Origin of the sequence: Salmonella sp. 741265055_HSA, from assembly GCF_046569525.1 — a bacterium.
GTDB lineage: Bacteria > Pseudomonadota > Gammaproteobacteria > Enterobacterales > Enterobacteriaceae > Salmonella > Salmonella enterica.
Genome location: NZ_JBKFSQ010000010.1, coordinates 56,525 through 82,529 on the forward strand (window position 1 = coordinate 56,525; position 26,005 = coordinate 82,529).

The 26,005-nt window shown below is 52.3% G+C and carries 27 protein-coding genes; 18 read left to right on the forward strand and 9 right to left on the reverse strand.

The features are described from left to right. Nucleotides 1-5: 5 nt before the first annotated feature. The 3 genes from fabG to fabF all read left to right on the forward strand — a co-directional run bounded on the left by fabG (nt 6) and on the right by fabF (nt 2,459). Nucleotides 6-740 (forward strand): 3-oxoacyl-ACP reductase FabG, encoded by a 735-nt coding sequence (fabG, locus tag ACLD4K_RS07935; protein WP_000007236.1) that lies wholly within the window; start codon nt 6-8, stop codon nt 738-740. Nucleotides 741-895: 155 nt separating this feature from the next. Further along, nucleotides 896-1,132, forward strand: a complete 237-nt coding sequence (gene acpP / locus ACLD4K_RS07940; protein ID WP_000103754.1) for an acyl carrier protein — start codon at nt 896-898, stop codon at nt 1,130-1,132. 85 nt (nt 1,133-1,217) lie between these two features. Beyond that, nucleotides 1,218-2,459: a beta-ketoacyl-ACP synthase II gene (gene fabF / locus ACLD4K_RS07945; RefSeq protein WP_411011650.1), complete on the forward strand. Its 1,242-nt coding sequence runs from the start codon at nt 1,218-1,220 to the stop codon at nt 2,457-2,459. Nucleotides 2,460-2,529: 70 nt separating this feature from the next. On the opposite strand, the gene ACLD4K_RS07950 is transcribed toward fabF, so the two are convergent. The 6 genes from ACLD4K_RS07950 to ACLD4K_RS07975 form a co-directional block, all read right to left on the reverse strand. Then, entirely contained in the window at nt 2,530-3,054 is a 525-nt protein-coding gene (locus ACLD4K_RS07950) for a fimbrial protein (protein ID WP_411011651.1), read from the reverse strand. 14 nt (nt 3,055-3,068) lie between these two features. Then, nucleotides 3,069-3,590, reverse strand: coding sequence for a fimbrial protein (locus tag ACLD4K_RS07955; RefSeq protein ID WP_411011652.1), 522 nt, complete (start codon nt 3,588-3,590; stop codon nt 3,069-3,071). Between the two features lie 12 nt (nt 3,591-3,602). After that, entirely contained in the window at nt 3,603-4,601 is a 999-nt protein-coding gene (locus tag ACLD4K_RS07960) for a fimbrial protein (protein WP_411011653.1), read from the reverse strand. A 37-nt stretch (nt 4,602-4,638) separates the two neighbouring features. Beyond that, the gene (locus ACLD4K_RS07965; RefSeq protein WP_411011654.1) at nt 4,639-7,194 is read right to left on the reverse strand and encodes a fimbria/pilus outer membrane usher protein; all 2,556 of its coding nucleotides are present in this window, start codon (nt 7,192-7,194) and stop codon (nt 4,639-4,641) included. Nucleotides 7,195-7,217: 23 nt separating this feature from the next. Next, nucleotides 7,218-7,895 carry a molecular chaperone gene (locus ACLD4K_RS07970; protein WP_411011655.1) on the reverse strand — a complete coding sequence of 226 codons (678 nt, stop codon included), beginning with the start codon at nt 7,893-7,895 and terminating at the stop codon, nt 7,218-7,220. A 75-nt stretch (nt 7,896-7,970) separates the two neighbouring features. Further along, on the reverse strand, nt 7,971-8,513 hold the full coding sequence (locus ACLD4K_RS07975; protein WP_411011656.1) for a fimbrial protein: 543 nt from the start codon (nt 8,511-8,513) through the stop codon (nt 7,971-7,973). 403 nt (nt 8,514-8,916) lie between these two features. Here ACLD4K_RS07975 and pabC point away from each other — a divergent pair, with 403 nt between their 5' ends. The 6 genes from pabC (at nt 8,917) to ptsG (ending at nt 14,919) form a co-directional block, all read left to right on the forward strand. Next, nucleotides 8,917-9,726 carry an aminodeoxychorismate lyase gene (gene pabC, locus ACLD4K_RS07980; RefSeq protein ID WP_411011657.1) on the forward strand — a complete coding sequence of 270 codons (810 nt, stop codon included), beginning with the start codon at nt 8,917-8,919 and terminating at the stop codon, nt 9,724-9,726. A gap of 2 nt (nt 9,727-9,728) precedes the next feature. Continuing rightward, a complete protein-coding gene (yceG, locus tag ACLD4K_RS07985) occupies nt 9,729-10,751 on the forward strand; it encodes a cell division protein YceG (protein ID WP_350379136.1) in 1,023 nt (340 codons plus the stop codon). Continuing rightward, nucleotides 10,741-11,382 carry a dTMP kinase gene (gene tmk, locus ACLD4K_RS07990; protein ID WP_000535396.1) on the forward strand — a complete coding sequence of 214 codons (642 nt, stop codon included), beginning with the start codon at nt 10,741-10,743 and terminating at the stop codon, nt 11,380-11,382. The genes yceG and tmk overlap by 11 nt, the downstream gene beginning before the upstream one ends. Beyond that, the gene (gene holB / locus ACLD4K_RS07995) at nt 11,379-12,383 is read left to right on the forward strand and encodes a DNA polymerase III subunit delta' (RefSeq protein WP_000872450.1); all 1,005 of its coding nucleotides are present in this window, start codon (nt 11,379-11,381) and stop codon (nt 12,381-12,383) included. Before tmk ends, holB begins: the two co-directional genes overlap by 4 nt. A 10-nt stretch (nt 12,384-12,393) precedes the next feature. Continuing rightward, a complete protein-coding gene (locus ACLD4K_RS08000; RefSeq protein ID WP_183060541.1) occupies nt 12,394-13,191 on the forward strand; it encodes a metal-dependent hydrolase in 798 nt (265 codons plus the stop codon). Nucleotides 13,192-13,485: 294 nt separating this feature from the next. Next, the gene (gene ptsG / locus ACLD4K_RS08005) at nt 13,486-14,919 is read left to right on the forward strand and encodes a PTS glucose transporter subunit IIBC (protein WP_000475708.1); all 1,434 of its coding nucleotides are present in this window, start codon (nt 13,486-13,488) and stop codon (nt 14,917-14,919) included. Nucleotides 14,920-15,003: 84 nt separating this feature from the next. On the opposite strand, the gene fhuE is transcribed toward ptsG, so the two are convergent. Beyond that, nucleotides 15,004-17,178: a ferric-rhodotorulic acid/ferric-coprogen receptor FhuE gene (gene fhuE / locus ACLD4K_RS08010; RefSeq protein ID WP_411011658.1), complete on the reverse strand. Its 2,175-nt coding sequence runs from the start codon at nt 17,176-17,178 to the stop codon at nt 15,004-15,006. Nucleotides 17,179-17,519: 341 nt separating this feature from the next. Here fhuE and hinT point away from each other — a divergent pair, with 341 nt between their 5' ends. The 8 genes from hinT to ACLD4K_RS08050 all read left to right on the forward strand — a co-directional run bounded on the left by hinT (nt 17,520) and on the right by ACLD4K_RS08050 (nt 23,594). Continuing rightward, nucleotides 17,520-17,879, forward strand: a complete 360-nt coding sequence (gene hinT / locus ACLD4K_RS08015; protein ID WP_001532068.1) for a purine nucleoside phosphoramidase — start codon at nt 17,520-17,522, stop codon at nt 17,877-17,879. 2 nt (nt 17,880-17,881) lie between these two features. Beyond that, nucleotides 17,882-18,256 (forward strand): YcfL family protein, encoded by a 375-nt coding sequence (locus ACLD4K_RS08020; RefSeq protein WP_183060537.1) that lies wholly within the window; start codon nt 17,882-17,884, stop codon nt 18,254-18,256. A 13-nt stretch (nt 18,257-18,269) separates the two neighbouring features. Next, nucleotides 18,270-18,908 (forward strand): penicillin-binding protein activator LpoB, encoded by a 639-nt coding sequence (lpoB, locus tag ACLD4K_RS08025; protein ID WP_052931979.1) that lies wholly within the window; start codon nt 18,270-18,272, stop codon nt 18,906-18,908. Then, a complete protein-coding gene (gene thiK / locus ACLD4K_RS08030; RefSeq protein ID WP_411011659.1) occupies nt 18,889-19,713 on the forward strand; it encodes a thiamine kinase in 825 nt (274 codons plus the stop codon). The genes lpoB and thiK overlap by 20 nt, the downstream gene beginning before the upstream one ends. A gap of 10 nt (nt 19,714-19,723) precedes the next feature. Beyond that, a complete protein-coding gene (gene nagZ / locus ACLD4K_RS08035) occupies nt 19,724-20,749 on the forward strand; it encodes a beta-N-acetylhexosaminidase (RefSeq protein ID WP_411011660.1) in 1,026 nt (341 codons plus the stop codon). Between the two features lie 24 nt (nt 20,750-20,773). Next, nucleotides 20,774-21,316, forward strand: a complete 543-nt coding sequence (ycfP, locus tag ACLD4K_RS08040; RefSeq protein WP_021000185.1) for an alpha/beta hydrolase YcfP — start codon at nt 20,774-20,776, stop codon at nt 21,314-21,316. 255 nt (nt 21,317-21,571) lie between these two features. After that, nucleotides 21,572-22,876, forward strand: coding sequence for an NADH-quinone dehydrogenase (gene ndh / locus ACLD4K_RS08045; RefSeq protein WP_000211060.1), 1,305 nt, complete (start codon nt 21,572-21,574; stop codon nt 22,874-22,876). A gap of 178 nt (nt 22,877-23,054) precedes the next feature. Further along, nucleotides 23,055-23,594, forward strand: coding sequence for a glycine zipper 2TM domain-containing protein (locus ACLD4K_RS08050; RefSeq protein WP_183060533.1), 540 nt, complete (start codon nt 23,055-23,057; stop codon nt 23,592-23,594). Nucleotides 23,595-23,668: 74 nt separating this feature from the next. On the opposite strand, the gene comR is transcribed toward ACLD4K_RS08050, so the two are convergent. After that, on the reverse strand, nt 23,669-24,304 hold the full coding sequence (gene comR / locus ACLD4K_RS08055; protein WP_411011661.1) for a TetR family copper-responsive transcriptional repressor ComR: 636 nt from the start codon (nt 24,302-24,304) through the stop codon (nt 23,669-23,671). A 240-nt stretch (nt 24,305-24,544) separates the two neighbouring features. Here comR and bhsA point away from each other — a divergent pair, with 240 nt between their 5' ends. After that, nucleotides 24,545-24,802, forward strand: a complete 258-nt coding sequence (bhsA, locus tag ACLD4K_RS08060; protein WP_000800161.1) for a multiple stress resistance protein BhsA — start codon at nt 24,545-24,547, stop codon at nt 24,800-24,802. A gap of 96 nt (nt 24,803-24,898) precedes the next feature. Here the strand turns inward: bhsA and ACLD4K_RS08065 are convergent, their stop codons facing one another. Then, nucleotides 24,899-25,864 carry a L,D-transpeptidase family protein gene (locus tag ACLD4K_RS08065; protein ID WP_411011662.1) on the reverse strand — a complete coding sequence of 322 codons (966 nt, stop codon included), beginning with the start codon at nt 25,862-25,864 and terminating at the stop codon, nt 24,899-24,901. Nucleotides 25,865-26,005 lie beyond the last annotated feature (141 nt).

Sequence of the window (26,005 nt, forward strand, 5' to 3'; positions counted from 1 at the left end):
AAACCATGAGCTTTGAAGGAAAGATTGCGCTGGTGACTGGTGCAAGCCGTGGCATAGGCCGCGCAATTGCAGAGACTCTCGTTGCCCGCGGCGCGAAAGTTATCGGGACTGCGACCAGTGAAAATGGTGCGAAGAACATTAGCGACTATTTAGGTGCTAACGGGAAAGGTTTGATGTTGAATGTGACCGATCCTGCATCTATTGAATCTGTTCTGGAAAATATTCGTGCAGAATTTGGTGAAGTGGATATCCTGGTTAATAATGCCGGTATCACTCGTGATAATCTGTTGATGCGAATGAAAGATGATGAGTGGAACGATATTATCGAAACCAATTTATCATCCGTTTTCCGCCTGTCAAAAGCGGTAATGCGCGCTATGATGAAAAAGCGTTGTGGTCGCATTATCACTATTGGTTCTGTGGTTGGTACCATGGGAAATGCAGGTCAGGCAAACTACGCTGCGGCGAAAGCGGGCCTGATCGGTTTCAGTAAATCACTGGCGCGTGAAGTTGCGTCCCGTGGTATTACTGTTAATGTTGTGGCTCCGGGTTTTATTGAAACGGACATGACGCGTGCGCTGTCTGACGATCAGCGTGCGGGTATCCTGGCACAGGTGCCTGCGGGTCGCCTCGGCGGCGCTCAGGAAATCGCCAGTGCGGTTGCATTTTTAGCCTCTGACGAAGCGAGTTACATCACTGGTGAGACTCTGCACGTCAACGGCGGAATGTACATGGTTTAATCACGATTGAAAAATATTTGCGTTATTAGGGCGAAAGGTCGCAAAATAACGTAAAATCGTGGTAAGACCTGCCGGGATTTAGTTGCAAATTTTTCAACATTTTATACACTACGAAAACCATCGCGAAAGCGAGTTTTGATAGGAAATTTAAGAGTATGAGCACTATCGAAGAACGCGTTAAGAAAATTATCGGCGAACAGCTGGGCGTTAAGCAGGAAGAAGTAACCAACAATGCTTCTTTCGTTGAAGACCTGGGCGCAGATTCTCTTGACACCGTTGAGCTGGTAATGGCTCTGGAAGAAGAGTTTGATACTGAGATTCCGGACGAAGAAGCTGAGAAAATCACCACCGTTCAGGCTGCCATTGATTACATCAACGGCCACCAGGCGTAAGTGAACATCTCCAGGCGGTCGTTCGACCGCCTGAGTTTTATCTTTTTGTCCCACTAGAATCATTTTCCCTCCCTGGAGGACAACCGTGTCTAAGCGTCGTGTAGTTGTGACCGGACTGGGCATGTTGTCTCCTGTCGGCAATACCGTAGAGTCTACCTGGAAAGCTCTCCTTGCCGGTCAGAGTGGCATCAGCCTGATCGACCATTTCGATACTAGCGCCTATGCAACGAAATTTGCTGGCTTAGTAAAGGATTTTAACTGTGATGACATTATCTCGCGCAAAGAACAGCGCAAGATGGATGCCTTCATTCAATATGGAATTGTCGCTGGCGTACAGGCCATGCAGGATTCTGGCCTTGAAGTGACGGAAGAGAACGCAAGCCGTATTGGCGCCGCTATCGGCTCCGGTATCGGTGGTCTCGGTCTGATCGAAGAAAACCACAGTTCGCTGGTAAAAGGCGGACCGCGTAAGATTAGCCCGTTCTTCGTCCCGTCGACGATTGTTAACATGGTAGCAGGCCATCTGACTATCATGTATGGTCTGCGTGGGCCAAGCATCTCTATTGCGACTGCCTGTACTTCAGGCGTGCATAACATCGGCCATGCCGCGCGTATCATCGCCTATGGTGATGCGGACGCGATGGTGGCAGGTGGCGCAGAAAAAGCCAGTACGCCGCTGGGCGTAGGTGGTTTTGGCGCAGCGCGCGCGCTGTCGACCCGCAACGATAACCCACAGGCGGCGAGCCGTCCGTGGGATAAAGAACGCGATGGTTTTGTACTGGGCGACGGTGCCGGTATGTTGGTGCTTGAAGAGTACGAACATGCAAAAGCGCGTGGTGCGAAAATCTATGCTGAAATCGTCGGCTTTGGTATGAGCAGCGATGCTTACCATATGACGTCGCCGCCGGAAAATGGCGCAGGCGCTGCGCTGGCGATGGTTAACGCGTTGCGTGATGCCGCGATTGAGCCTGCTCAGATTGGCTACGTTAACGCGCACGGCACGTCGACGCCTGCCGGCGACAAAGCTGAGACGCAGGCGGTTAAGTCAGTCTTTGGCGATGCCGCAAACCGAGTGATGGTGAGCTCGACCAAATCGATGACCGGCCATCTGTTGGGCGCCGCAGGCGCAGTAGAGTCTATTTTCTCTATTCTGGCGCTGCGCGATCGGGCCATTCCGCCAACCATTAATCTGGATAACCCGGATGAAGGTTGCGATCTGGACTTCGTGCCGCATGAAGCGCGCCAGGTAAGCGAACTGGAGTACGCTCTGTGTAACTCCTTTGGCTTTGGCGGTACTAACGGTTCGTTGATTTTCAAACGTATCTAGTCAGTACTGTTATGAATAAAAAAGCGGAGCGTCAGGCGCTCCGCTTTTTTACGTATTCTTGATCTGAAGGCTACTGGTACGTAAAGGTTAGTTGGACGACAGTCTTGAATTCCCCTGACGTTACGCGACCCGTCGGTGTGTACATGCGCGCAGAGAGTGGGAAAACGGCCCGGTGGTCATTGTCGTTCACATTCACGGTCAGCGCATCCGCCGGTGAGATTTCCGTCCGGTGATCGCGGGTCATAATTTCCAGTGCCATACCGGTAGCGCTGCCCTGGCTGTTAGCGAATTTGGTGGTATTGTCAGTGTCGGCATCACCGCTGAACAGGGCAGTCACCTGAGTGGTTGATGGCGGGCAGGAGGAGAGGGTCAGTTCAAAATCCTGCCACTCACTGGTATCGCCCACCTTAAGGTAATCAACGGCGCGAGCCTGCTGGAACGTGACCGTCTGTTCCTTTGTGCCCGTATCCACGATGCAGGCAGAAGCAATTACTGTACCGCTCAGGTTAATATCGGTTGCCTGCACGGAATAAATACTGCTTGCCGCCCATAGACAGGCCAACGCGGGGAGCAGTTTATTTATCTGTTGCGCCATTGTCCCGTCCTGGGTTACTGGTAGGTGAAAGTTGCCTGTACCTGGCCCTCGATGGTGCCTGGCATCACGAGGCCTGTTGCCACTGCACGGGAGCGCAGTTTCAGGTCATAGGCATGCGTGTCGGATGAGATTGCGATGTTCTTCAGAGCAGCACCATTTTTATAGGCGTGCTCGCTTTTGTCATCCGTCAACTCAAGCTTCAGGTTGGTGGCCGTGCCGGTATTTTTGTAGAAGTCTGTATCCGTGTCGGCGGTACCAGCAAAGGCTACGCTAAATGAGGTGGTGGAGGCCGGACAATCAGTGAGCGTCAATGTCTTTTCAGTCCATGGGGTAGTGCTGCCACTTGTTTCCAGAGTATTGGCCTGAATCTCGGTCCCCAAATTAATAGCGAGAGATTCATCGCCGCCGTTAACCACACAAGGTGAGGCGATAACGGTACCGGTAATATCAATATTGACCGCCTGGCTGGATGAGGAAAATAACCCACCAAGCGCAATGATGAATACCACTATTTTTTTCCTGTTTGTAACGATCATATATAGTCCCTATTAGTTGTAAGTAACTTTAAGCTCAATGGCTGTTTTGACCTTACCCGCAGTTACGCTTTCAGCATCATCTATAAAATAAGACACTTTAAAGTCAGGCAACGCATAATTCCCGGAGCCGTTATAATTCTGAATCGCGATCGCTGAATTAATTGTATGAGGCGTACCATCGGTATTCTGTATCTGCACATAAACATTTTTCGCGTAGGTATCACCCGTTACAGTATTAAGAACCCCATTGGCCTCGTCGTGGGCTCCATAGACTGCGGAAAAATTATAAGAGATACCATTGATGGCCCCTGGGCAGTTTGTGAGCGTTATCGTCGGTGCCTGAATACTATTTTGTGCACCCGTTTTTAGGTTATTCCCATAAAGTGGGTTGAGTTTAATTTCTGTTGGTGCGTTAATTCCACAAGCCGTATACTTTGGCTGACTGGCCACACCAGAACGGGCCACGAAAGTCACATCTCCATACCCGCTACCCGCTGGGTTATGATAAGAAACAGTAACGCTTGGCACCTCAGTAATGGGGCCCGCCGGTAGTTCATCCGTTAAACGCACCAGCATGTAGCGAATAATTAGGTCGCCGGACGAGTTGACATTACTATTGATGTCTAAACGAAATGGCGCCGTATAATCTTTATCCGGATCTACTACGCCCGCAGGGGTGTAAGTCATTTGATAGGCAATGCCTACACCCGGGTTACTGGTTTTATATACCGTTGCGTCATTAGTAGTCGTTCCCCCTGTCGGTTCGCCATTCACAGTAAAATCAATATAACCTTTTTCGCTGCTAGCTATTATTGGCAATGCCCAGTGTTCCCCCCAGTCATCAAACCAGGTTGTCCCCCCGGCCGAACTCGGCATAGTAAATGAGCTGAATTTATAAGGTTTAGTTGATGTATTTGCATTCTTTGTATTTATGATACCTGCAAGAGCATCAATGGATGTTATCAAAGGACACACAGATATTAACAACGCAAGGCCGACTGTTTTTTTCACGAATGCGTTTTCCTTATGACGATTATGGTCATCGTTATTAACGACATGATTCTTGCGTTTCCATCACACCATCAGCAGCATTCATTTCTGTTAAATTGAATGTTACGTGACAGGTGTCATTCGCTGTACGGCCCCACGTTACCTTTAAGGTTCCGCGTTCGGGCGCACCGGTAAGGTAGACTTGCCCGTGGTCACCCACGATGAAGCTCTTATCCGCAGATTGACCCTCTATCGTTGCCAGCGCTCCAAATGGCACCATCTCCGTAGGGGGTCGCGACAAATTCATGAGTACCCTTTTACCGATACGGGTATCAAAATGTGCGCGTACAATTGCACCGCGCGTGGGGGTAATCATCTGGCTGGTCAGGTCGACGTCAGCACCATCAGGCAGCGTTTCGGTATCCAGTGAGACGGCGGTTTCACGGTACGGCGTCACGTAAGGCACCACGGTGTAACCGCGGAAGTCAGTTTTTACACCCGTCTGGTTGCCTATCGTAACACCATTCGCCCCAGGGGCTTCTACCAGTGCTGAGGTTTCGCCCAACGACTGGCTAAGTGTGACGCCATGTGCGTGGGCAACAATGCCACCTTCCATGCCGTAGTTAACGCGTTTCTGGTCGTTGTCATAGCTGTAGGCACCATTCATTCGTGCGTAGGTCCCCTGATAATCGAGGCTGGCGTAACCGCCATTGCCTTCACCGTGATTCGTTTCGCTCTGCTGGAGACTCCAGTTCAGGTTATTGTCTTCCAACGCTGACCCGTTTAACCCGACGGTATGGTTGGTATTGCCCCGTTTGCTGGTATTCAGGTTGTAGGTGGCGTAACTGTGGCTCAACCAGCGGTCGAGCGGGATATTTATGCTCAGTGAGAAGACCTGATCTTCATCGTAGATTTTGTCGCTGTCGTTACTGTCGGTGGTATTGCGGTTATAGCTGTAGTTGATGTTGTACGTCACGCCGCTCCAGTTATTGCTGTAACCCACACCGAGAGAGCGCATCTTCCGGTCACTGTTCCAGTAATCTTCGCTAATGGCATTGAGCGACAGTGACCCCAGACTCTCACCGATGCTCTGGTTAAGCTGAAATTCAGCACGGTTGCGGCGGCGGTCGTTATTATTTTGCGACTCGTCGTCACGCCAGGTATCCAGCACCTCCTGGAGGGTGTAGTAGCCCGATGTAGAGTAGCGATAACCCGAAATAGAGATATTGGTGCCGGTTTCGAGAATATTTTTACTGTAACGGATGCGCCAGGACTGGCCGCTCTCTTTATCCTGATCTTTTTGCGTTGACCATGCCTGAGTGCCATCCACCGAGACGGCACCCAACTCGCCGAGGTTTTTTCCAAGCCCGGTGAGCAGGGACTTGTAGTGTTGTGAGAGCTGGCCTCCGCCATATACCGTAAACCCGGCTGGCAGGCCGTAAATCAGGGTGGCCTGGGTAAACATTTTTTTGTCGATATCGCTCTCATAGGGGCGATACTGGCCGCTGGTCACGCTGTACTTCAGCCGCCCTTCGCGCTGCAGAATAGGCAGAGAGGCGAAGGCCACCGTCTGATGCTGTTCGCTACCGTCGGCCTCTTTAATTGTGACGTCAAGATCGCCGCTGCTACCAGTCGGGTACATATCGGTAATCTCAAATGCGCCCGGCGAAACATAGCTTTGATAAATGGTGTAACCATTCTGTTTGATAATTACCTGCGCGTTAGTACGGGCGATACCGCGCACCACCGGCGCGTAGCCGCGCAGGCTATCAGGCAACATATCATCGTCGGAGGCCAACTGCGCGCCGCGGAACGGCACGCTATCAAACAGCTCGGAGGGCGCGGTGCTGTCGCCGAGCGTTAGCTGACTTTTCAGCGCGATAATATTGCGCTGGGCGTAGGTGTAGAGCGAATCCCAGCTTTCATCGGCGCTATCGCCGTTGACGTTGCGATTCCAGGTGCTGTAGTTGCGAATGCGCCAGGGGCCGATATTCAGGCCCGGACGCAGGCTCAGATAATAGCTGTCAGAGTCGATCATATCGCCGCGGCGCGCTTCGGTGTTGGCGCCGGAAAAACTATAGTTGAGCAGCAGGGCGTTAATGCCTTCATTGAGCCGTTCCGGGGCGACGTAGCCGCGGGCATGGCTGTCTACGGCGGCCTGCGGAATAGACAGCCGTAGCTGCTGGCGTTCAAAGGCGAACTCGGCGCTGGCCTGCGGGATCGCCGCCAGGTTAGCGCAGTCGCCGTGATCAGCAAGATTTGGAAACGCGTCGGTACGAATACCGAACTCGCGCAGTGAGTCAACGCTGAAGCAGGGCTGCAGAGTGGTGTTGCCTGTCGTATCTTTTTGCATAACAAAATTAACGTCATGCACGCCAGCGGACGTTTTATTCACAATGACGTCAACGCGATAGGTGCCAGGCATTTGGCCGATGCCTTCTTCAAAAGCGGAAAGATCGGTAAGTTCTTTTCCCGGCCCGTCGATCCCCAACAGCGCTGGGTTAAAATATTCGCGGGCAAACGCAGTGTTACTGGCTGGCAGTGCGCACTGCAGGGCGATAAAGCAGGCGATTCGACTGAGCGTCATTATTTTTTTGTATGCGTCTGCATTCATCCCGATATCCTTTCGATGTGGTCTCACAGGCGAGTGCGGTGTTCAGACCCGATAGAGCCGAAATCGTTAATAAGTGTCCAGGTTACGTCGCCGCTGGCCTCGGCGGGCGCGGTAAAGCTGGCGGAGCTCATCGGCGCGACATAGGTAGCGTCTTTCACGGTGCTGGTTCCTATCTTCACCGTGCTGAAGTTCATATAGTAGGCTGTAGGATTGGTCACGGTAAGACGGTTACCGCTGTGCTGCCAGGTCAGCTTCGCGGTGACGTTTTCCGGTTGCTCCGTCAACGCCTGCGGACGGTAAATTAATTTAATGCGGGTTTTCACCGCAATTTGCAGAGTGTTAACGTTATCCTGCTTTTCCGTCGTCGATGGGATCGACTTAATATTCATCCAGTAGAGGGACTCACGATCTTCCGGCAGATTGCTGCCAGTACGGAGAATTCTCAGATTATTTTCCTGCCCTGCGCCTAAACGAAAGAGCGGCGGCGTGACCATAAACGGCGATTTATCGCTGCTTTTTTCCCCGGCGTCACTCCATGACTGAATGAGATAAGAAGATTGGTCCGGATTTTTAACGCTAATCGACGTTTCTTTTTTATCGCCGTTATAAATAATACGGGTTCCACCGATAATAACACCAGCCTGTACGGTTGCCGTAGTGAATATAAGCGTGGCGGCAGTGAGTAAACTATATTTATTCATGGAGTATCTCTGAAGCAAAGCCGGGTCCATCCGGCTTTATTGGTTTACTAAAACGAGAGAATAAATTCCGCGCGATTAGTTGTAGGTCAGGGTAAAGTTAACGACGCCGTTGGCTTCGCCGCCTGATACGCTATCTTCTGTCGCGATATAACGGGCGAAAAAGTCGAGGTTCGTTTCTTCTGCCGCATCGGAGGCAATGGTAACGGATTTAGACGCAGTACCCAGCGGCAGTTCGCTGGTATCGCTATTCAACAACTGGATAGCGACACCTTTAGCGACGCCGGTAGTACCGTAACCGGTGATTTGTAGATAGTCGTTATTCAGGGTGTCCGGCATACCGTCATATTTTACGGAAACCGGTTTTCCCAACAGCTCTGCAGGGCAGGCGGTTAATACCAGTGAAAATTTGGTGGTTGCTGCCGTTGAACCAGCGTTGGTAAACGCTGTTTTAGAGACCTCGCCCAGCTTGACATCCTGAGAACTGGTGACACTGCCGTTAATTTCGCAACCTGCTTCGATGATTTTGCCGGTAAAATTAACCTGGCCATCCTGAGCCATTGCAGTCGAAGCAAGCCCCATTGCGGTGAATAATACGGTAGCGGCAAATTTTCCTTTCATTAAAAATATCCTTTCATGGTTGACTACGATACGTAGATATTACTCAGCGCACGATAAATATGGCTTTGAGTAATAAATATATTAATTCATGACTTTCTAATTGTAATATTAAATATGATAGAGTAACGTCAGGCGATACTCGATTACATTCTGACTACCTGTGAAAGTTATGACCATAAATAATATCTAATTAATGCTTTTTGTTTTGCTAAATATATTCACCCAGTAAATTAACTGTGTCATTTAAGATGTTGTGATTAATATTATTGTTATGATTAACATAAATATGCCTTTTCTTATTAAAATAAGGAAAACCTGAGAAATAACGTGTTATCTTGCTGGCAAAGTCCTTGCGCGCAGGCCATTCCCCTGACACTCTGATGGGCGGTTATCTGGAGGATGAATGTATCTGATTAACGGCCAATCCACTGAACGACTCGCGGTGAATGATCGGGGGGTGCAGTTCGGAGACGGTTGCTTTACCACTGCTCGGATCGCGGCGGGGGAGATTACCCTGTTTTCCCGTCATCTGGCTCGCCTGGAAGAAACGTGCTCTCGTTTGGCGATCCCCTTTAACGATTGGGATGTATTAGCAAAAGAGATGCGCCACCTGGCACAACCGCATCGGGAAGGCGTGCTGAAAGTGGTAATTACCCGCGGCGCAGGCGGACGCGGTTACAGCGCCGCCAGTTGTCAATCACCCACACGGATTCTTAGCGTGTCGCCTTATCCTGCCCACTACGCCCGCTGGAAAGACGAGGGGATTACTCTTACCCTTAGTCCCATACCGCTTGGGCGCAATCCTTATCTTGCCGGATTAAAACATCTGAACCGCCTCGAACAGGTGTTGATTCGCTCTCATCTTGAGCAGACGGACGCCGATGAGGCGCTGGTTCTTGACAGCGAGGGATGGGTTACGGAATGCTGTGCGGCTAATTTGTTCTGGCGTACAGGCGACATTGTTTTTACGCCGCGTCTGGATCAGGCTGGGGTGAACGGCATTATGCGACAATTTTGTTTACGCCAACTGGCGCAATCTCCTTTCCAGGTTCTTGAAGTACAGGCGAGAGAGGAGGCGGTCAGGCAGGCGGATGAGATTATCATTTGCAACGCGCTAATGCCGATTATTCCCATACGCGCCTATCACGGGACGTCGTATTCTTCGCGAACACTGTTTCAATTTTTAGCCCCATTTTGTGAGCATCCGAATTAGTTATGAAAAAATTGTCAGGCGTTTTCCTTCTGCTGTTGGTTGTGCTGGGTATTGCCGCGGGCGTGGGGATGTGGAAAGTTCGCCATCTGGCGAACAGCACGTTACTTATTAAAAACGAGACTATCTTTACGCTCAAGGCGGGAACGGGGCGGCTGGCGCTTGGCGACCAGCTTTATGATGAAAAAATCATTAATCGCCCCCGGGTATTTCAGTGGCTGCTGCGCGTGGAGCCTGAGTTATCGCACTTTAAAGCGGGAACTTACCGTTTTACGCCGGGGATGACCGTACGGGAGATGCTTGAGTTGCTGGAGAGCGGCAAAGAAGCGCAATTCCCGTTGCGGTTTGTGGAAGGGATGCGCCTTAGCGATTACCTGAAACAGTTACGAGAGGCGCCGTATATTCGCCATACATTGCCGGATGATGACTACGTCACTGTCGCTCAGGCACTAAAGCTTGCGCATCCGGAATGGGTAGAAGGGTGGTTCTGGCCCGATACCTGGATGTATACCGCCAACACCAGCGATGTCGCTATTCTCAAGCGAGCGCATCAAAAGATGGTGAAAGCTGTCGATACTGTCTGGAAAGGTCGGGCCGAGGGGCTGCCTTATAAAGATCAGAACCAACTGGTGACAATGGCCTCGATTATTGAAAAAGAGACGGCTGTCGCCAGCGAACGCGATCAGGTGGCCTCAGTCTTTATTAATCGCCTGAGAATCGGTATGCGCCTTCAGACCGATCCCACCGTGATTTACGGGATGGGGACGAGTTATAATGGTAACTTGTCGCGTGCGGATCTGGAAAAGCCGACGGCTTATAACACGTATACCATAACCGGGCTGCCGCCAGGACCGATTGCATCGCCCAGCGAAGCGTCATTGCAGGCGGCGGCGCATCCGGCGAAAACGCCGTATCTCTATTTTGTGGCCGACGGTAAAGGCGGTCACACATTTAACACCAATCTTGCCAGCCATAATCGGTCAGTGCAGGAGTACCTGAAAGTGCTTAAGGAAAAAAATGGGCAGTAATTATATCGTCATCGAGGGCCTGGAAGGCGCCGGAAAAACCACTGCGCGCGACGTGGTGGTGGAGACCCTTGAGCAACTGGGTATTCGTAATATGATTTTTACCCGTGAGCCGGGCGGTACGCAGCTTGCCGAAAAACTAAGAAGTCTGGTGTTGGATATTCGATCGGTAGGCGACGAAGTGATTACCGATAAAGCGGAAGTGCTGATGTTTTATGCCGCTCGCGTACAGCTCGTCGAAACGGTAATCAAACCCGCGCTGGCGCAAGGCATATGGGTGATCGGCGATCGCCACGATCTCTCGACCCAGGCGTATCAGGGGGGAGGGCGCGGCATTGATCAAACCATGCTGGCGACACTACGCGATGCCGTGCTGGGCGATTTTCGCCCTGACCTGACGCTGTATCTGGATGTCACGCCGGAAGTCGGGCTAAAACGCGCCAGAGCGCGCGGCGATTTGGATCGCATTGAGCAGGAATCTTTTGATTTCTTTAACCGGACTCGCGCGCGCTATCTGGAACTGGCGGCGCAAGACTCGCGTATCCGCACCATTGACGCGACCCAGCCGCTGGATGCCGTCATGCGCGACATTCGCGCCACGGTGACGAAGTGGGTGCAGGAGCAAGCGGCATGAAATGGTATCCATGGTTACGGCCCGCCTATGAAAAACTGGTAGAAAGTTACCAGGCGGGACGTGGGCACCATGCGCTACTGATTCAGGCCTTACCTGGCATGGGCGACGAGGCGCTGTGCTATGCGCTGAGCCGTTATCTGTTATGCCAGCAGCCTGAGGGCCACAAAAGCTGTGGGCATTGCCGTGGTTGTCAGCTTATGCAGGCTGGCACGCATCCGGACTATTACACGCTGACGCCGGATAAAGGCAAAAGCAGCCTCGGCGTAGATGCGGTACGCGAGGTCAGCGAGAAATTGTACGAGCACTCCCGTCTGGGCGGTGCGAAGGTGGTGTGGATTGCGGATGCGGCGCTATTAACCGACGCCGCTGCCAATGCGTTGCTCAAAACGCTGGAAGAGCCGCCGGAGCAAACCTGGTTTTTCCTTGCCAGCCCGGAGCCTGCTCGTCTGTTGGCGACATTACGCAGCCGCTGCCGGCTGCATCATCTGGCGCCGCCGTCCGAATCGTATGCGATGTCATGGCTATCGCGAGAAGTGACGGCGTCACAAGAAGCATTGCTCACGGCACTACGCCTGAATGCGGGGTCGCCCGGCGCCGCGCTGGCGCTGTTGCAGTCTGAACGTTGGGCGCAGCGTGAGGCGCTGTGTCAGGCGTTAATGGACAGTTTACATACGGGCGACTGGTATGCGTTATTAACGGCGCTCAATCATGAGCAAGCCCCGGCGCGCCTGCACTGGCTGGCGACGCTGCTGGTTGATGCTCTTAAACGTCAGCACGGCGCGTCGTACCTGACAAACGTTGATGCGGACGCGGTTGTTGCCGCGCTGGCGGGGCCGCTATCCCCGGCGCGTATTCAGGCAATCCTGAACGATGTTTGCCACTGTCGTGATCAATTACTTCATGTGACCGGATTAAACCGCGAACTGGTATTAACCGATCTTATTCTCCGCATCGAGCATTACCTGCAACCAGGCACCTTGTTGCCTGTTCCTCATCTTTGAGAGAGACATTATGTTTTTAGTCGACTCACACTGCCATCTTGATGGTCTGGATTATCAATCTTTGCATAAGGACGTGGACGATGTGCTGGCGAAAGCCGCCGCGCGCGATGTGAAGTTCTGTTTAGCGGTGGCGACGACGCTGCCGGGGTATCGCCATATGCGCGAGCTGGTGGGCAAGCGCGAGAATGTGGTCTTTTCCTGCGGCGTGCATCCGTTAAATCAGGATGAAGCATATGACGTAGAAGAACTGCGCCTCCTTGCTGCAGAAGACGATGTGGTGGCGATGGGCGAGACCGGGCTTGATTATTTTTACACGCCTGAGACCAAAATCCGCCAGCAGGCGTCTTTTATTCATCATATCCAGATTGGCCGCGAATTGCATAAACCGGTAATTGTCCATACTCGCGACGCGCGTGCCGATACGCTGGCTATCCTGCGCGAAGAAAAAGTGACGGATTGCGGCGGCGTACTACACTGTTTTACAGAAGACAGAGAAACGGCCGGCAAATTGCTGGATCTGGGGTTTTATATCTCTTTTTCCGGCATCGTAACGTTCCGTAACGCTGAACAGTTGCGTGATGCGGCGCGTTATGTGCCGCTGGATCGGTTATTAGTCGAGACCGATTCTCCTTATCTGGCGCCGGTGCCGCATCGCGGTAAAGAGAACCAGCCTGCGATGGTACGCGACGTCGCAGAATATATGGCGGTATTGAAAGGGGTTGCCGTTGAAGAACTGGCGCAGACCACCACCGATAACTTTGCTCGCCTGTTCCATATTGACGCGTCTCGCCTGTCATCAATCCGTTAAACGAGTTTTTTTAAAGCTCGTAATTAATAAGTAAAACGCGTAAAGTTCACCGCCACAAAATGGGCGGTGAACCAGCTTATAGAAACATTCAGAAACTCATTTTGGCAGAATGTGATACTTTTTAGGCTATCTGGCGTTGAAACGTGATAGCCGTCAAACAAAATCAGGCGTATTTATTTTACTCTGTGTAATAAATAAAAGGGCACTTAGATGTCCTGTCCACGGCGGGGTTCTCCCCCCTCGCCAATGCGTGAGAACGTAGAAAAGCACAAATACTCAGGAGCACTCTCAATTATGTTTAAGAATGCATTTGCTAACCTGCAAAAGGTCGGTAAATCGCTGATGCTGCCGGTATCCGTACTCCCTATCGCAGGTATCCTGCTGGGTGTCGGTTCCGCTAACTTCAGCTGGCTGCCAGCCGTTGTATCGCACGTTATGGCGGAAGCGGGCGGATCTGTTTTTGCCAATATGCCGCTGATTTTCGCTATCGGCGTGGCGTTGGGCTTCACCAACAACGATGGCGTTTCGGCTCTGGCGGCGGTAGTAGCGTATGGCATCATGGTGAAAACCATGGCTGTGGTTGCGCCGCTGGTTCTGCATTTACCTGCTGAAGAGATCGCCGCTAAACACCTTGCTGATACGGGTGTTCTCGGGGGGATTATCTCCGGTGCAATCGCAGCGTATATGTTTAACCGCTTCTACCGTATCAAACTGCCTGAGTATCTGGGCTTCTTTGCGGGCAAACGCTTCGTGCCGATCATTTCGGGTCTGGCCGCTATTTTTACCGGTGTGGTGCTGTCTTTCGTATGGCCGCCAGTCGGTACGGCTATCCAGGCGTTTTCGCAGTGGGCGGCTTATCAGAACCCGGTTGTCGCGTTTGGCATTTACGGTTTTATCGAGCGTTGCCTGGTGCCGTTTGGTCTGCATCATATCTGGAACGTTCCTTTCCAGATGCAGATCGGCGAATACACCAACGCTGCGGGCCAGGTATTCCACGGCGACATTCCGCGCTATATGGCGGGCGACCCGACGGCGGGTATGTTGTCTGGCGGCTTCCTGTTCAAAATGTACGGTCTGCCGGCTGCGGCCATTGCTATCTGGCACTCTGCTAAACCGGAAAACCGCGCAAAAGTGGGCGGTATCATGATTTCCGCCGCACTGACCTCGTTTTTGACGGGTATTACTGAGCCTATCGAGTTCTCCTTCATGTTCGTGGCGCCGATCCTGTACATTATTCACGCGATCCTGGCAGGTCTGGCATTCCCGATCTGTATCCTGTTGGGGATGCGTGACGGTACGTCGTTCTCCCACGGTCTGATCGACTTTATCGTGCTGTCCGGCAACAGCAGCAAATTGTGGCTGTTCCCGATTGTTGGCGCCGGTTATGCGATTGTGTACTACACCGTGTTCCGCGTGCTGATCAAAGCGCTGGATCTGAAAACGCCGGGTCGTGAAGACACTACTGATGACGCAAAAGCGGGCGCGACCAGCGAAATGGCGCCGGCTTTGGTTGCGGCGTTTGGCGGTAAAGAGAACATTACTAACCTGGATGCCTGTATCACGCGTCTGCGCGTGAGCGTAGCCGATGTAGCGAAAGTGGATCAGGCTGGCCTGAAGAAACTGGGCGCAGCGGGCGTTGTCGTCGCGGGTTCCGGCGTTCAGGCTATTTTCGGTACGAAATCCGATAACCTGAAAACGGAAATGGATGAGTACATCCGTAACAGCTAAGCAGTAATGATGTTGGGGAGAATTAAGGCAGCCATTCGGCTGCCTTTTTTAATGGCGCTTTACATGCCGCTCTCCGACAGTCTGTCAGAACTGATAATTAGCGGTGAGGCTGACGTTACGCGGCGCGCCGTAAACAATGGAACCATCAATATTGGTGTCGTAGGTTTTATCGAACAGGTTGTTGATGTTTCCCTGTACGGAGAAATTTTTCGTCACCTGATAGCGGGTAAACAGATCGACCAGCGCATAGCTGCCCTGTTCGGCGCGGAAAGTGCCGTACGGCGTCGTGGTATCTTTGTAAACCCGATTCTGCCAGTTCACGCCGCCGCCGACCGTCAGCTCCGGTATCGCCGGCAGACGATAGCGGGTGAATAACTTCACGCTGGTGCGCGGGAGATTAGGGTTCACGGCGTTACCTTCATTGTCCTCGGCAACATACCGGGTAGCCCCGAAAGTCATCTGCCAGTTATCGGTAATTGCGCCGTTCACTTCGAATTCGACGCCTTTGCTCACCGTTCCGTCAGTAGACTTCCAGGCAAACTCCCCATTACTGCCAGGGATGGGAATAGTGGTTGCCTGAGCGACGTTATCCTGCTCAATGCGGAACACGGACAACGTGGTGGTGAGACGACTGTTCATCCAGTCGGACTTCAGGCCCGCTTCATAGTTATTACCGGTAATCGGAGCCAGATATTGACCCGCTTTGTCACGTTTATTCTGCGGCTGAAAGATAGAGGTATAACTGGCATAAGCGGACCAGTTATCGTTGATATCATAAATCAGCCCGGCATACGGCGTGGTATGGTTTTTCTCCATGCTGTAAGTCAGTGTATCAACACGCCAGTTGGTATAACGAGCGCCAAGAATCAGATGTAGCGGGTCGGCCAGCGAAATGCGCGTAGCGGCATACAGCGATTTCATATGCGTGGTATCGTCCTGCGCCAGATTTTGTGGCACCCAGTGGGTTTGGGGGAAATTACCGTTAAAGGCGCTGAAGTTGCCAATGTCGTCCGGAAAGACGTTCGCCCAGGCGCTAAAATAGCGGTTATTCTGCTTACTATAACTGCCGCCAAACATCATATTGTGCTGACGGCCAAACAGCTCATAAGCGCCATCGGCAAAGAGATCTATGGCATCTACTTTGCGCTTGCCGCTGTTCCAGCCAGTACCGCCGACCACGGGGTAGCTTGCGCCATAAGGACTCACCAGCGTACCTGTCTCTTTATCCACTAACGCATCGATATACATCATTTTACTGTCGAATTTGACCTCAGTATGGGTCGCATTCAGGGTCGCCTGCCAGCTTTCGGCAAAACGCTGCTTAAGCGTGACGAAGAATTTATTTATCTCTTTGTTGTTATAAGCCCAGTCCGGGGCGGTACTACGCGCGCGGTCATAGCTGTTTTTGCTGCCATCGGTGTTCCAGCGCGGCAGACCGCCCCAGGTTGGGCTGTTGACATCAATTTTTTGATATTCATAACCGGCTGAAAGGCCAGTGGTTGCACCCAGATCGGCATCGACAATTCCGGAAAAGAACGTTTTCTCACTGCTATAGCGGTCCAGCCAGGAATCATTATTCTGATAACCCGCCACGATGCGCCCACGGACATTGCCGTCCGCGGTGAGCGGACTTTGCAGATCCATGACGTAACGCTGCTTATTCCAGCTACCGTATTCTGTAGAGACGTTACCTTTGAACTCCCGACTGGTGGCGTGTTTACGGATCATATTAATTGAGGCCGAAGGATTACCGGTTCCGGTCATCAGCCCATTCGCGCCGCGAACCACCTCCACGCGCTCATACAGCGCGGTATCCGTTAGCGCATCGCCCAGATTCCAGCGGGACTCAAAATACGTTGGAATACCGTCAACCATATAGTTGTCAATTTCAAACCCGCGCGAGTAATAACTGATGCGATCGGAGTCGGCCTGGCTTCCACTGATCCCCAGCGTATTGGTCATCACCTCGCCCAGGGTTTGCAACTGCTGGTCTTCCATACGCTGCTGGCTGACAATACTGACCGACTGCGGGATATCGCGCTGAGTCATCGGCATTTTGGTGCCCGCTGCGGTCGTTTTCACGCTGTAATCTTGTTCTTCACGGTTTACGGTGTCAGCGGTCGTCGCGCCCTCGACAATAACGGTATCCTCAGCCGCGAAGGCGGCAGGCATAAATGCCATCGCCATACCCATGGCTAACAGCGACGGTGCGGCGGTGGACTGAAGGTGTTTGTCCCGGCGGTATTGAATGAAAGACATCTGAAAATCCTTGCTTGTTATTGGGGTCAGTTCAGGACGTATGACGTTGAACCTTTTCATTTTTCGCTAGTAAATGCGCATAAAAATACAAATGAGAAATATACGCATTTGTATTAAATGTGTAAAACGGTATAAACAGGGAAACTAAAAATATTTTTTAAGCGTACAAAGGCGTCATGGCAGGGGGATATGGCGGTAAGTCCGGCATGTAGTCATTTTTCGCTTAATAAATCGTGGGTTAAAGTTGAAAGAGCGTCGGTAACTCGCTCATACTCTATACTCGCAGTATGGCTCGGCGTAGCATGTGCGCTGCAAGGGCTATTATGAAAAAGGAAAACGTCGTGGCAGAAGAAACTATATTCAGCAAAATTATTCGTCGTGAAATCCCTTCGGATATCGTTTATCAGGACGAGCTGGTCACCGCCTTTCGTGATATTTCACCGCAGGCGCCGACGCATATCTTGATTATTCCCAATATCCTGATCCCAACCGTCAATGACGTGACGGCGGAACATGAACAGGCGTTAGGTCGGATGATCACCGTGGCGGCGAAAATCGCCGAACAGGAAGGCATTGCCGAAGACGGGTATCGTTTAATCATGAATACCAACCGTCATGGGGGCCAGGAGGTCTATCATATCCATATGCACCTACTGGGCGGTCGCCCGCTAGGCCCGATGCTGGCGCATAAAGGCTTGTAAGTATGATCAAAGGATGCATCGCGGTTTCTCTGGGCTTACTGCTGCTTACCGGCTGCCGGTCACACCCTGAAATTCCGGTAAGCGACGCGCAGTCGCTGGTGATGGAGTCCACGGTTCTGGCGGCGGGCGTCACCGCAGAGCCGCCTGAACTGTCGGCGTCTGATATCCAGCCATCAGCCTCCTCCCGTGTCTATAACGAAAGGCAAGAGCCCATTACCGTTCATTATCGGTTTTACTGGTATGACGCGCGGGGGCTGGAGATGCATCCGCTGGAGGCGCCGCGTAGCGTAACCATACCCGCGCGTTCGTCGGTAACGCTATTTGGCAGCGCCAATTATCTGGGGGCGCATAAGGTCAGGCTTTATCTTTATTTGTGAGGAGTGAACTTTGATGACAAAAATGCATCGCTACGCTGCCATTGCTGCGCTGGCGATATTTCTCTCCGGGTGTATGGCGCAACGTCAACCTGCGCCAGTTGAAGAGGTAAAACCAGCGCCAGAACAACCCGCGCAGCCGCCACAGCCTCCTGTTGTGCCGTCTGTGCCAACCATTCCACAGCAACCGGGGCCGATCGAACATGAAGATCAAACGGGCCAGCCAGCGCCTAAGGTGCGCCACTATGACTGGAACGGCGCGATGCAACCGCTGGTCAGCAAAATGTTGCAGGCTGATGGCGTGACGGCCGGAAGCGTATTGCTTGTCGACAGCGTGAATAACCGGACGAATGGGGCGTTAAATGCGAACGAGGCAACGGAAACGTTACGTAATGCGCTGGCTAACAACGGTAAATTTACGCTGGTCTCCGTACAGCAACTCTCGATGGCAAAACAGCAGTTAGGATTGTCTCCGCAGGATAGTCTGGGAACGCGCAGTAAAGCTATTGGCATTGCGCGCAATGTCGGGGCGCAATATGTACTTTACTCCAGCGCATCCGGTAACGTTAACGCGCCTGCATTACAGATGCAGTTAATGCTGGTGCAAACTGGCGAGATAATCTGGTCAGGTAAAGGTGCGGTCCAACAACAATAATCCCTTAACGCGCGACGAGATCCTGTCGCGCTATTTTCCACAGTATCGTCCCGCCGTCGCCGCATCGCAGGGGCTAAGCGGCGGGAGCTGTATTATTGCCCACGATACTCACCGTGTCGTGCTGCGCCGTCATCACGATCCCGACGCTCCACCAGCCCATTTTTTACGCCATTACCACGCTTTATCCCAATTGCCGGCCAGTCTTGCGCCGCGAGCGCTTTTTTATACGCCAGGCTGGATGGCGGTAGAATATCTGCATGGTGTGGTAAATTCCGCTCTGCCAGATGCCGACGAACTCGCGGCCTTACTGTATCATTTGCATCAACAGCCGCGTTTTGGCTGGCGTATTGCGCTATCGCCACTCTTGGCGCAGTACTGGTCGTGTTGCGATCCGGCAAGGCGTACGCCGTTTTGGTTGCGGCGGCTCAAACAGTTGCAAAAAAACGGTGAACCTCGCCCGCTGCGGCTCGCGCCTTTGCATATGGATGTCCATGGCGACAATATAGTATTAACGTCCGCCGGGTTGAAACTGATTGACTGGGAGTATGCCGGAGACGGCGATATTGCGTTGGAGCTGGCGGCAGTATGGGTTGAGGATGAACGCCAGCACCGACAACTGGCAGACGCTTATGCCGCGCGCGCGCGAATCGACGCCCGGCAGCTATGGCGACAGATACGATTATGGCACCCCTGGGTCATTATGCTAAAAGCAGGGTGGTTCGAATACCGCTGGCGACAAACCGGCGAGCAACAATTTATCAGGCTGGCCGATGAAACCTGGCGCCAGCTACGTATGAAAGGATAAGGAGAGCTGTGTGGGCCCAGTAATGTTGAATGTCGAAGGATGTGAGCTGGATGCGGAGGAGCGCGAGATACTGGCGCATCCGCTGGTTGGCGGGCTTATTCTGTTCACGCGTAATTACCATGACCCGGAACAGCTGCGCGAATTAGTGCGCCAGATTCGGGCGGCATCGCGTAACCATCTGGTGGTGGCCGTCGATCAGGAAGGCGGGCGCGTACAGCGTTTCCGTGAAGGGTTTACCCGCCTGCCCGCGGCGCAATCTTTTTTTGCGCTGCATGGGCTGGAAGAGGGGGGACGACTGGCGCAGGAGGCAGGGTGGCTGATGGCCAGCGAAATGATCGCGATGGATATTGATATCAGTTTTGCGCCAGTGCTGGACGTCGGGCATATCAGCGCGGCAATTGGCGAGCGTTCTTATCATGCCGATCCCGCAAAAGCGTTGGCAATGGCAACACGCTTTATTGACGGCATGCATGACGCCGGGATGAAAACGACCGGTAAGCATTTCCCCGGCCACGGCGCGGTCACGGCGGACTCCCACAAAGAGACGCCGTGCGATCCACGTCCTGAAACGGACATTCGTGGTAAAGATATGTCGGTGTTCCGCACGCTGATTAGCGAGAATAAACTGGATGCGATTATGCCTGCCCACGTGATCTACCGCGCTATCGATCCGCGTCCGGCAAGCGGTTCGCCGTACTGGCTGAAAACGGTACTACGTCAGGAGTTAGGCTTTGACGGCGTCATTTTCTCCGACGATCTGTCGATGGAGGGCGCGGCGATTATGGGCAGCTATGCTGAGCGCGCTCAGGCGTCGCTGGATGCGGGTTGTGATATGATTCTGGTCTGCAATAATCGTAATGGCGCAGTCAGCGTGCTGGATAATCTGTCGCCGATCAAAGCAGAACGTGTTACACGTTTGTATCATAAAGGTTCATTTTCACGCCGGGAGCTCATGGACTCAGCACGCTGGAAAACAGCCAGCGCCCAGCTCAATCAGTTACATGAACGCTGGCAGGAAGAAAAAGCAGGTCATTAACTCGAGTTTTCGTGAGGGTGCCAGATGATTATTTATTTACACGGTTTTGATTCAAATAGTCCGGGCAACCATGAGAAAGTGTTGCAATTACAGTTTATCGATCCGGATGTCCGGCTGGTAAGCTACAGTACGCGGCATCCTAAGCACGATATGCAGCATCTGCTGAAAGAAGTGGACAAAATGTTGCAGTTGAATGTGGACGATCGCCCTTTAATCTGTGGCGTGGGGCTGGGCGGTTACTGGGCGGAGCGGATTGGCTTTTTGTGCGATATCCGTCAGGTGGTTTTTAACCCGAACTTGTTCCCCTATGAAAACATGGAGGGGAAAATCGATCGCCCGGAAGAATATGCGGACATCGCCACAAAGTGCGTGACCAACTTTCGCGAAAAAAATCGCGATCGTTGTCTGGTGATCCTCTCGCGTCATGACGAAGCGCTGGACAGCCAACGCTCAGCGCAAGCGCTTCACCCGTATTATGAAATTGTGTGGGATGAGGAACAGACTCACAAATTCAAAAATATTTCGCCGCACTTGCAACGTATCAAAGCGTTTAAAACGCTGGGATAACGCCATCCGGCAATATGGCGTTATTAGTGACCGGATAACCAGCCTTGCGGCTGGTTTTTTTATGCTCAATTCTCGCAAACTGTCTATCTTTTCAGCATGAAAACTTGATGCACATCAATTTTGGTATGACCAATGCACCGTTCATGCTATTCTCATATCAGAAGCTTATTCTCATTAACGTAACTTGTTGTTAATTAAAGGCTATTGCAATAACTTGTTAATTAACAATTGGTTAATAAATTTAAGGGGGTCACGTTGACTACACCATTAAAAAGGATCGTGATTGTCGGCGGCGGCGCTGGCGGGCTGGAAATGGCGACGCAGTTAGGCCATAAACTGGGGCGCAAGAAAAAAGCGAAAATCACGCTGGTAGACCGAAATCACAGCCATCTGTGGAAACCATTGCTGCACGAAGTGGCGACTGGCTCTCTGGACGAAGGCGTGGATGCGCTGAGCTATCTGGCTCATGCGCGTAATCATGGTTTCCAGTTCCAACTGGGATCGGTGATGGATATCGATCGCGAAGCGAAAACCATCACCATTGCCGAGTTGCGTGATGAAAAGGGCGAACTGCTGGTGCCGGAGCGCAAAATCGCGTATGACACGCTGGTGATGGCGCTGGGCAGCACCTCTAATGATTTCAACACGCCAGGCGTGAAAGAGCACTGTATCTTCCTCGATAACCCGCATCAGGCGCGCCGTTTTCACCAGGAGATGCTGAACCTGTTCCTCAAGTATTCGGCTAATCTGGGCGCGAACGGTAAGGTCAATATCGCCATCGTTGGCGGCGGTGCGACGGGGGTTGAGCTGTCGGCTGAACTGCATAATGCGGTAAAACAGTTGCATAGCTATGGTTATAAGGGGCTGACCAACGACGCGCTGAACGTGACGTTGGTTGAGGCTGGCGAGCGTATTCTGCCTGCGTTGCCGCCGCGTATCTCCAGCGCCGCGCATAATGAACTGACCAAACTGGGCGTTCGCGTGCTGACGCAAACTATGGTCACCAGCGCCGACGAAGGCGGTCTGCATACGAAAGAAGGTGAATATATTCAGGCCGATCTGATGGTGTGGGCGGCGGGTATCAAAGCGCCAGATTTTATGAAAGAGATTGGTGGTCTGGAAACGAACCGCATTAACCAACTGGTGGTGGAACCGACGCTGCAAACCACGCGCGATCCTGATATTTATGCGATTGGCGACTGCGCTTCCTGCGCACGTCCGGAGGGAGGTTTTGTGCCGCCTCGCGCTCAGGCGGCGCATCAGATGGCTACCTGCGCAATGAATAACATTCTGGCGCAGATGAATGGCAAACCGCTGAAAGCTTACCAGTATAAAGACCATGGTTCGCTGGTCTCCCTGTCCAACTTCTCTACCGTGGGTAGTCTGATGGGGAACCTGACCCGCGGTTCAATGATGATTGAAGGACGTATCGCCCGCTTCGTGTATATCTCGCTATACCGTATGCACCAGATAGCGCTGCATGGATATTTTAAAACCGGCCTGATGATGCTGGTGGGCAGTATTAACCGCGTCATTCGTCCGCGCCTGAAACTGCATTAATTTTTCTGCGCCTCACCGGCTGCTCGCGCCGGTGAGCGCTTCTCCATCACTCGCTTCGGAGTTGTCCGAATCCTTCAGCTTTACCGCCTCATCCCGCATTTTTCATCCTCATTCCGATTGGCTTTGTTCACATACTGGTTGCAAAATTGTTACCAATAGCAACGAAGGAGGAGCTCCCGTGAATAAATCAATGTTGGCGGGTATAGGGATTGGCGTAGCGGCTGCGCTGGGTGTGGCGGCAGTGGCCAGTCTCAACGTATTTAATCGTAGTCCGCAATATGCGCAGGTGATATCGGCTAAACCGATTAAAGAGACGGTAAAAACGCCGCGTCAGGAGTGCCGTAATGTCACGGTCACGCATCGCAGACCGGTTCAGGACGAAAACCGTATTGCCGGCTCGGTGCTTGGCGCAGTAGCAGGCGGCGTGATTGGACATCAATTTGGCGGCGGTCGTGGTAAAGATGTGGCGACGGTCGTCGGGGCGCTGGGCGGCGGTTATGCTGGCAATCAAATCCAGGGATCAATGCAGGAAAGTGATACCTACACTACCACGCAGCAACGCTGTAAGACGGTGTATGACAAATCTGAAAAGATGCTTGGCTACGACGTGACCTACAAAATTGGCGATCAGCAGGGCAAAATCCGCATGGATAAAGACCCCGGAACGCAAATTCCCCTCGACGGCAATGGCCAACTGGTTCTGAATAACAAAGCATAAAAAAGCTGTACTCTGCAAGTTAGCCCCTCATTCGCTCAGGCTGAGGGGCTTTTTTTTATCCGAAGCCGCGTTGTTCAGGGCTTGAGCAGTTCAGGCCAGATGCGCAGAGTCGTACGCGTAATTTGCATCAGTTGTTCGAAAGTGGCTCCCTCACGGGCGCTGATCGACATTCCCTGTAAAATACAGTTTATATATTCCGCGAGCGCCTGCGGGTTACAGTGCGCCGGAATTTCACCGCGCTCCTGACGTTGGCGCAGAAACTGGATGAGCGTCTGTTCCTGCATGGCGTGGCGTGATTTTACCGTGCGGGCGATATCGCGCGAGGAGGCGGCGAGGGTGGCGGACGTATTAATCATAAAGCAGCCAGCCGGCGTGTCTGTACTGGTAAAGCAGGCGGCAATTTGTGTGAAGTAATCTTCCAGCGCCGATTCCACGCTTTTCTCTTCACAAAAGAGCTGGGCTTCGTGCTTTGAGGCAAAGCGAGTGATGTAGCGATCCAGGACAGCGCGAAATAATCCTTCTTTGTTAGTGAATTCCGCATAGAGAGTAGGCGCTTTCGCCCCGGTAGCCTCTACGAGATCGGCAAGCGAAGTTGCTTCATAGCCGTGCTGCCAGAAGAGAGTCATGGCCTTATCAAGCGCGGCTTCCCTGTCGAACACTTTTGGTCGGCCACGGCTTTTCTTCGCGCAACTCGTGGTATCCGTTGTCATGATGCCGTTGTACCTGTTTAAAGAGCGGTCTCTCTATTATAAAAACAAACCACTTCTGGCTCCAGAGTATTCATTAGAAAAATAAATCAATTCTATTCACATGAAAAATAACATCTTTATAAATTATATAACGATCATTATAAAAAAAGTTGACGTGTGATGTAGATCACATCTATGATTAACTTATCGATCGTTAAGTTAATACTTACGACACCCATTCATCTGCTAAAGGTCATCACTATGAAAAACGTAAAAACCCTCATCGCTGCTGTGGTACTGAGTTCGCTCTCATTCGCCAGCTTCGCCGCCGTTGAAGTTCAGGCAACGCCAGAAGGTCAACAGAAGTTCGGCACCATTTCCGCGAATGGCGGCACGAATCTGGGCTCGCTGGAAGATCAGCTGGCGCAAAAAGCGCAGGAGATGGGGGCGAAGTCTTTCCGTATTACCTCTGTTACCGGCCCGAATACCCTTCACGGTACGGCGGTAATCTATAAGTAAGCATTAACCCTCATTAATGCCGCTGCGATTGCCACAATAAAAAGAGAAAGCCTCGCGATGCATAGCGAGGCTTTTTTGTCGGTCAGCTATTCACGCTTACAGCGACTGCGGTTTCGCCTCTGATTGACGGGTTACATCTACCGGCATTCCGGAGCGCACTTCCATAACATGTTCCATCACCGCGGCGTCGGTCTGCGGCGCGTCCTTAAAGGTCTGCATCGGGCCATTCAGCACAATCGGCAGCACCTGCGGATCGTCGCCTATATTTTTAGACAGCGGCTGATGAACTTCCACCAGTCGCACGCCGCCTGATTCCACCGAGGCTTTAATCGGCGTATTGATTATATTCACTTTGGTTCCCGGCGTGACCTGACGGAACAATGTCTCTATATCACCGTCGCGCAGACGGATACAGCCGGAACTGACGCGCATACCAATGCCAAAATCGGCATTCGTGCCATGTAACAGATAGACGCCGCCGTAGGCCGCTAAACGAATCGCGTGATGCCCCATTGGGTTATCGGGACCGGCAGGCACCACGGCGGGGAGATCGATACCTTGCGCTTTATAACGGGCGCGAATATTGGCGGTCGGCGTCCAGGTTGGATTGGCGCGTTTATCCGAAATGGTCGTCACCATCGTTGGCGTCAGGGTATCGCCGCCCAGTTGGCCAATCCCGATAGGGTAGACCGTGACCGTATTTTTCCCCGGTTGATAATAGTAAAGCCGTAATTCCGCGAGGTTAATGACGATACCTTCACGTGGCGCGTCCGGTAGCAGCGTTTGCAGCGGAATCGTCAGCACGCTGCCTGCGCGTGGCACGTAAGGATCAATGCCGGGGTTGGCCTGTAACAGGGCTAAAAAGCCCACGTTATATTTTTTGGCGATCGCCTCCAGCGAGCCGCCGTCGTCTTCAACGACATGGAATTTATTTTCTCCCACCAGTCGACTGCCGGGGGGCGGAAGAGGCCACGTATTCGCCTGCGCGGGAAGGGCAAGCATGATGGTTGCGGTAAGCGCAAGCAACGCCCACCAGCGAGAGAGTCGCGTATTGTTGAACATTATAATAAACCCATGATTATTATGTGGTTATTTTTATAAAAGAGGAAATAAGAATTATGGCGGCTGGCTGTGTCTGGAACTGCAGGGAAGTGCAAAGAGTTTGTAAAGATTAGGCCGGACGCAGAGTAATGACGCCCGGCC

Bases quoted from the DNA above. Each gene is read 5' to 3' on its own strand.
- fabG (WP_000007236.1), top strand. From the start codon at position 6: ATGAGCTTTGAAGGAAAGATTGCGCTGGTGACTGGTGCAAGCCGTGGC.
- acpP (WP_000103754.1), top strand. From the start codon at position 896: ATGAGCACTATCGAAGAACGCGTTAAGAAAATTATCGGCGAACAGCTG.
- ACLD4K_RS07950 (WP_411011651.1), bottom strand. From the start codon at position 3,054: ATGGCGCAACAGATAAATAAACTGCTCCCCGCGTTGGCCTGTCTATGG.
- ACLD4K_RS07955 (WP_411011652.1), bottom strand. From the start codon at position 3,590: ATGATCGTTACAAACAGGAAAAAAATAGTGGTATTCATCATTGCGCTT.
- ACLD4K_RS07965 (WP_411011654.1), bottom strand. From the start codon at position 7,194: ATGAATGCAGACGCATACAAAAAAATAATGACGCTCAGTCGAATCGCC.
- ACLD4K_RS07970 (WP_411011655.1), bottom strand. From the start codon at position 7,895: ATGAATAAATATAGTTTACTCACTGCCGCCACGCTTATATTCACTACG.
- ACLD4K_RS07975 (WP_411011656.1), bottom strand. From the start codon at position 8,513: ATGAAAGGAAAATTTGCCGCTACCGTATTATTCACCGCAATGGGGCTT.
- pabC (WP_411011657.1), top strand. From the start codon at position 8,917: ATGTATCTGATTAACGGCCAATCCACTGAACGACTCGCGGTGAATGAT.
- yceG (WP_350379136.1), top strand. From the start codon at position 9,729: ATGAAAAAATTGTCAGGCGTTTTCCTTCTGCTGTTGGTTGTGCTGGGT.
- tmk (WP_000535396.1), top strand. From the start codon at position 10,741: ATGGGCAGTAATTATATCGTCATCGAGGGCCTGGAAGGCGCCGGAAAA.
- holB (WP_000872450.1), top strand. From the start codon at position 11,379: ATGAAATGGTATCCATGGTTACGGCCCGCCTATGAAAAACTGGTAGAA.
- ACLD4K_RS08000 (WP_183060541.1), top strand. From the start codon at position 12,394: ATGTTTTTAGTCGACTCACACTGCCATCTTGATGGTCTGGATTATCAA.
- ptsG (WP_000475708.1), top strand. From the start codon at position 13,486: ATGTTTAAGAATGCATTTGCTAACCTGCAAAAGGTCGGTAAATCGCTG.
- fhuE (WP_411011658.1), bottom strand. From the start codon at position 17,178: ATGTCTTTCATTCAATACCGCCGGGACAAACACCTTCAGTCCACCGCC.
- ACLD4K_RS08020 (WP_183060537.1), top strand. From the start codon at position 17,882: ATGATCAAAGGATGCATCGCGGTTTCTCTGGGCTTACTGCTGCTTACC.
- lpoB (WP_052931979.1), top strand. From the start codon at position 18,270: ATGACAAAAATGCATCGCTACGCTGCCATTGCTGCGCTGGCGATATTT.
- ycfP (WP_021000185.1), top strand. From the start codon at position 20,774: ATGATTATTTATTTACACGGTTTTGATTCAAATAGTCCGGGCAACCAT.
- comR (WP_411011661.1), bottom strand. From the start codon at position 24,304: ATGACAACGGATACCACGAGTTGCGCGAAGAAAAGCCGTGGCCGACCA.
- bhsA (WP_000800161.1), top strand. From the start codon at position 24,545: ATGAAAAACGTAAAAACCCTCATCGCTGCTGTGGTACTGAGTTCGCTC.
- ACLD4K_RS08065 (WP_411011662.1), bottom strand. From the start codon at position 25,864: ATGTTCAACAATACGCGACTCTCTCGCTGGTGGGCGTTGCTTGCGCTT.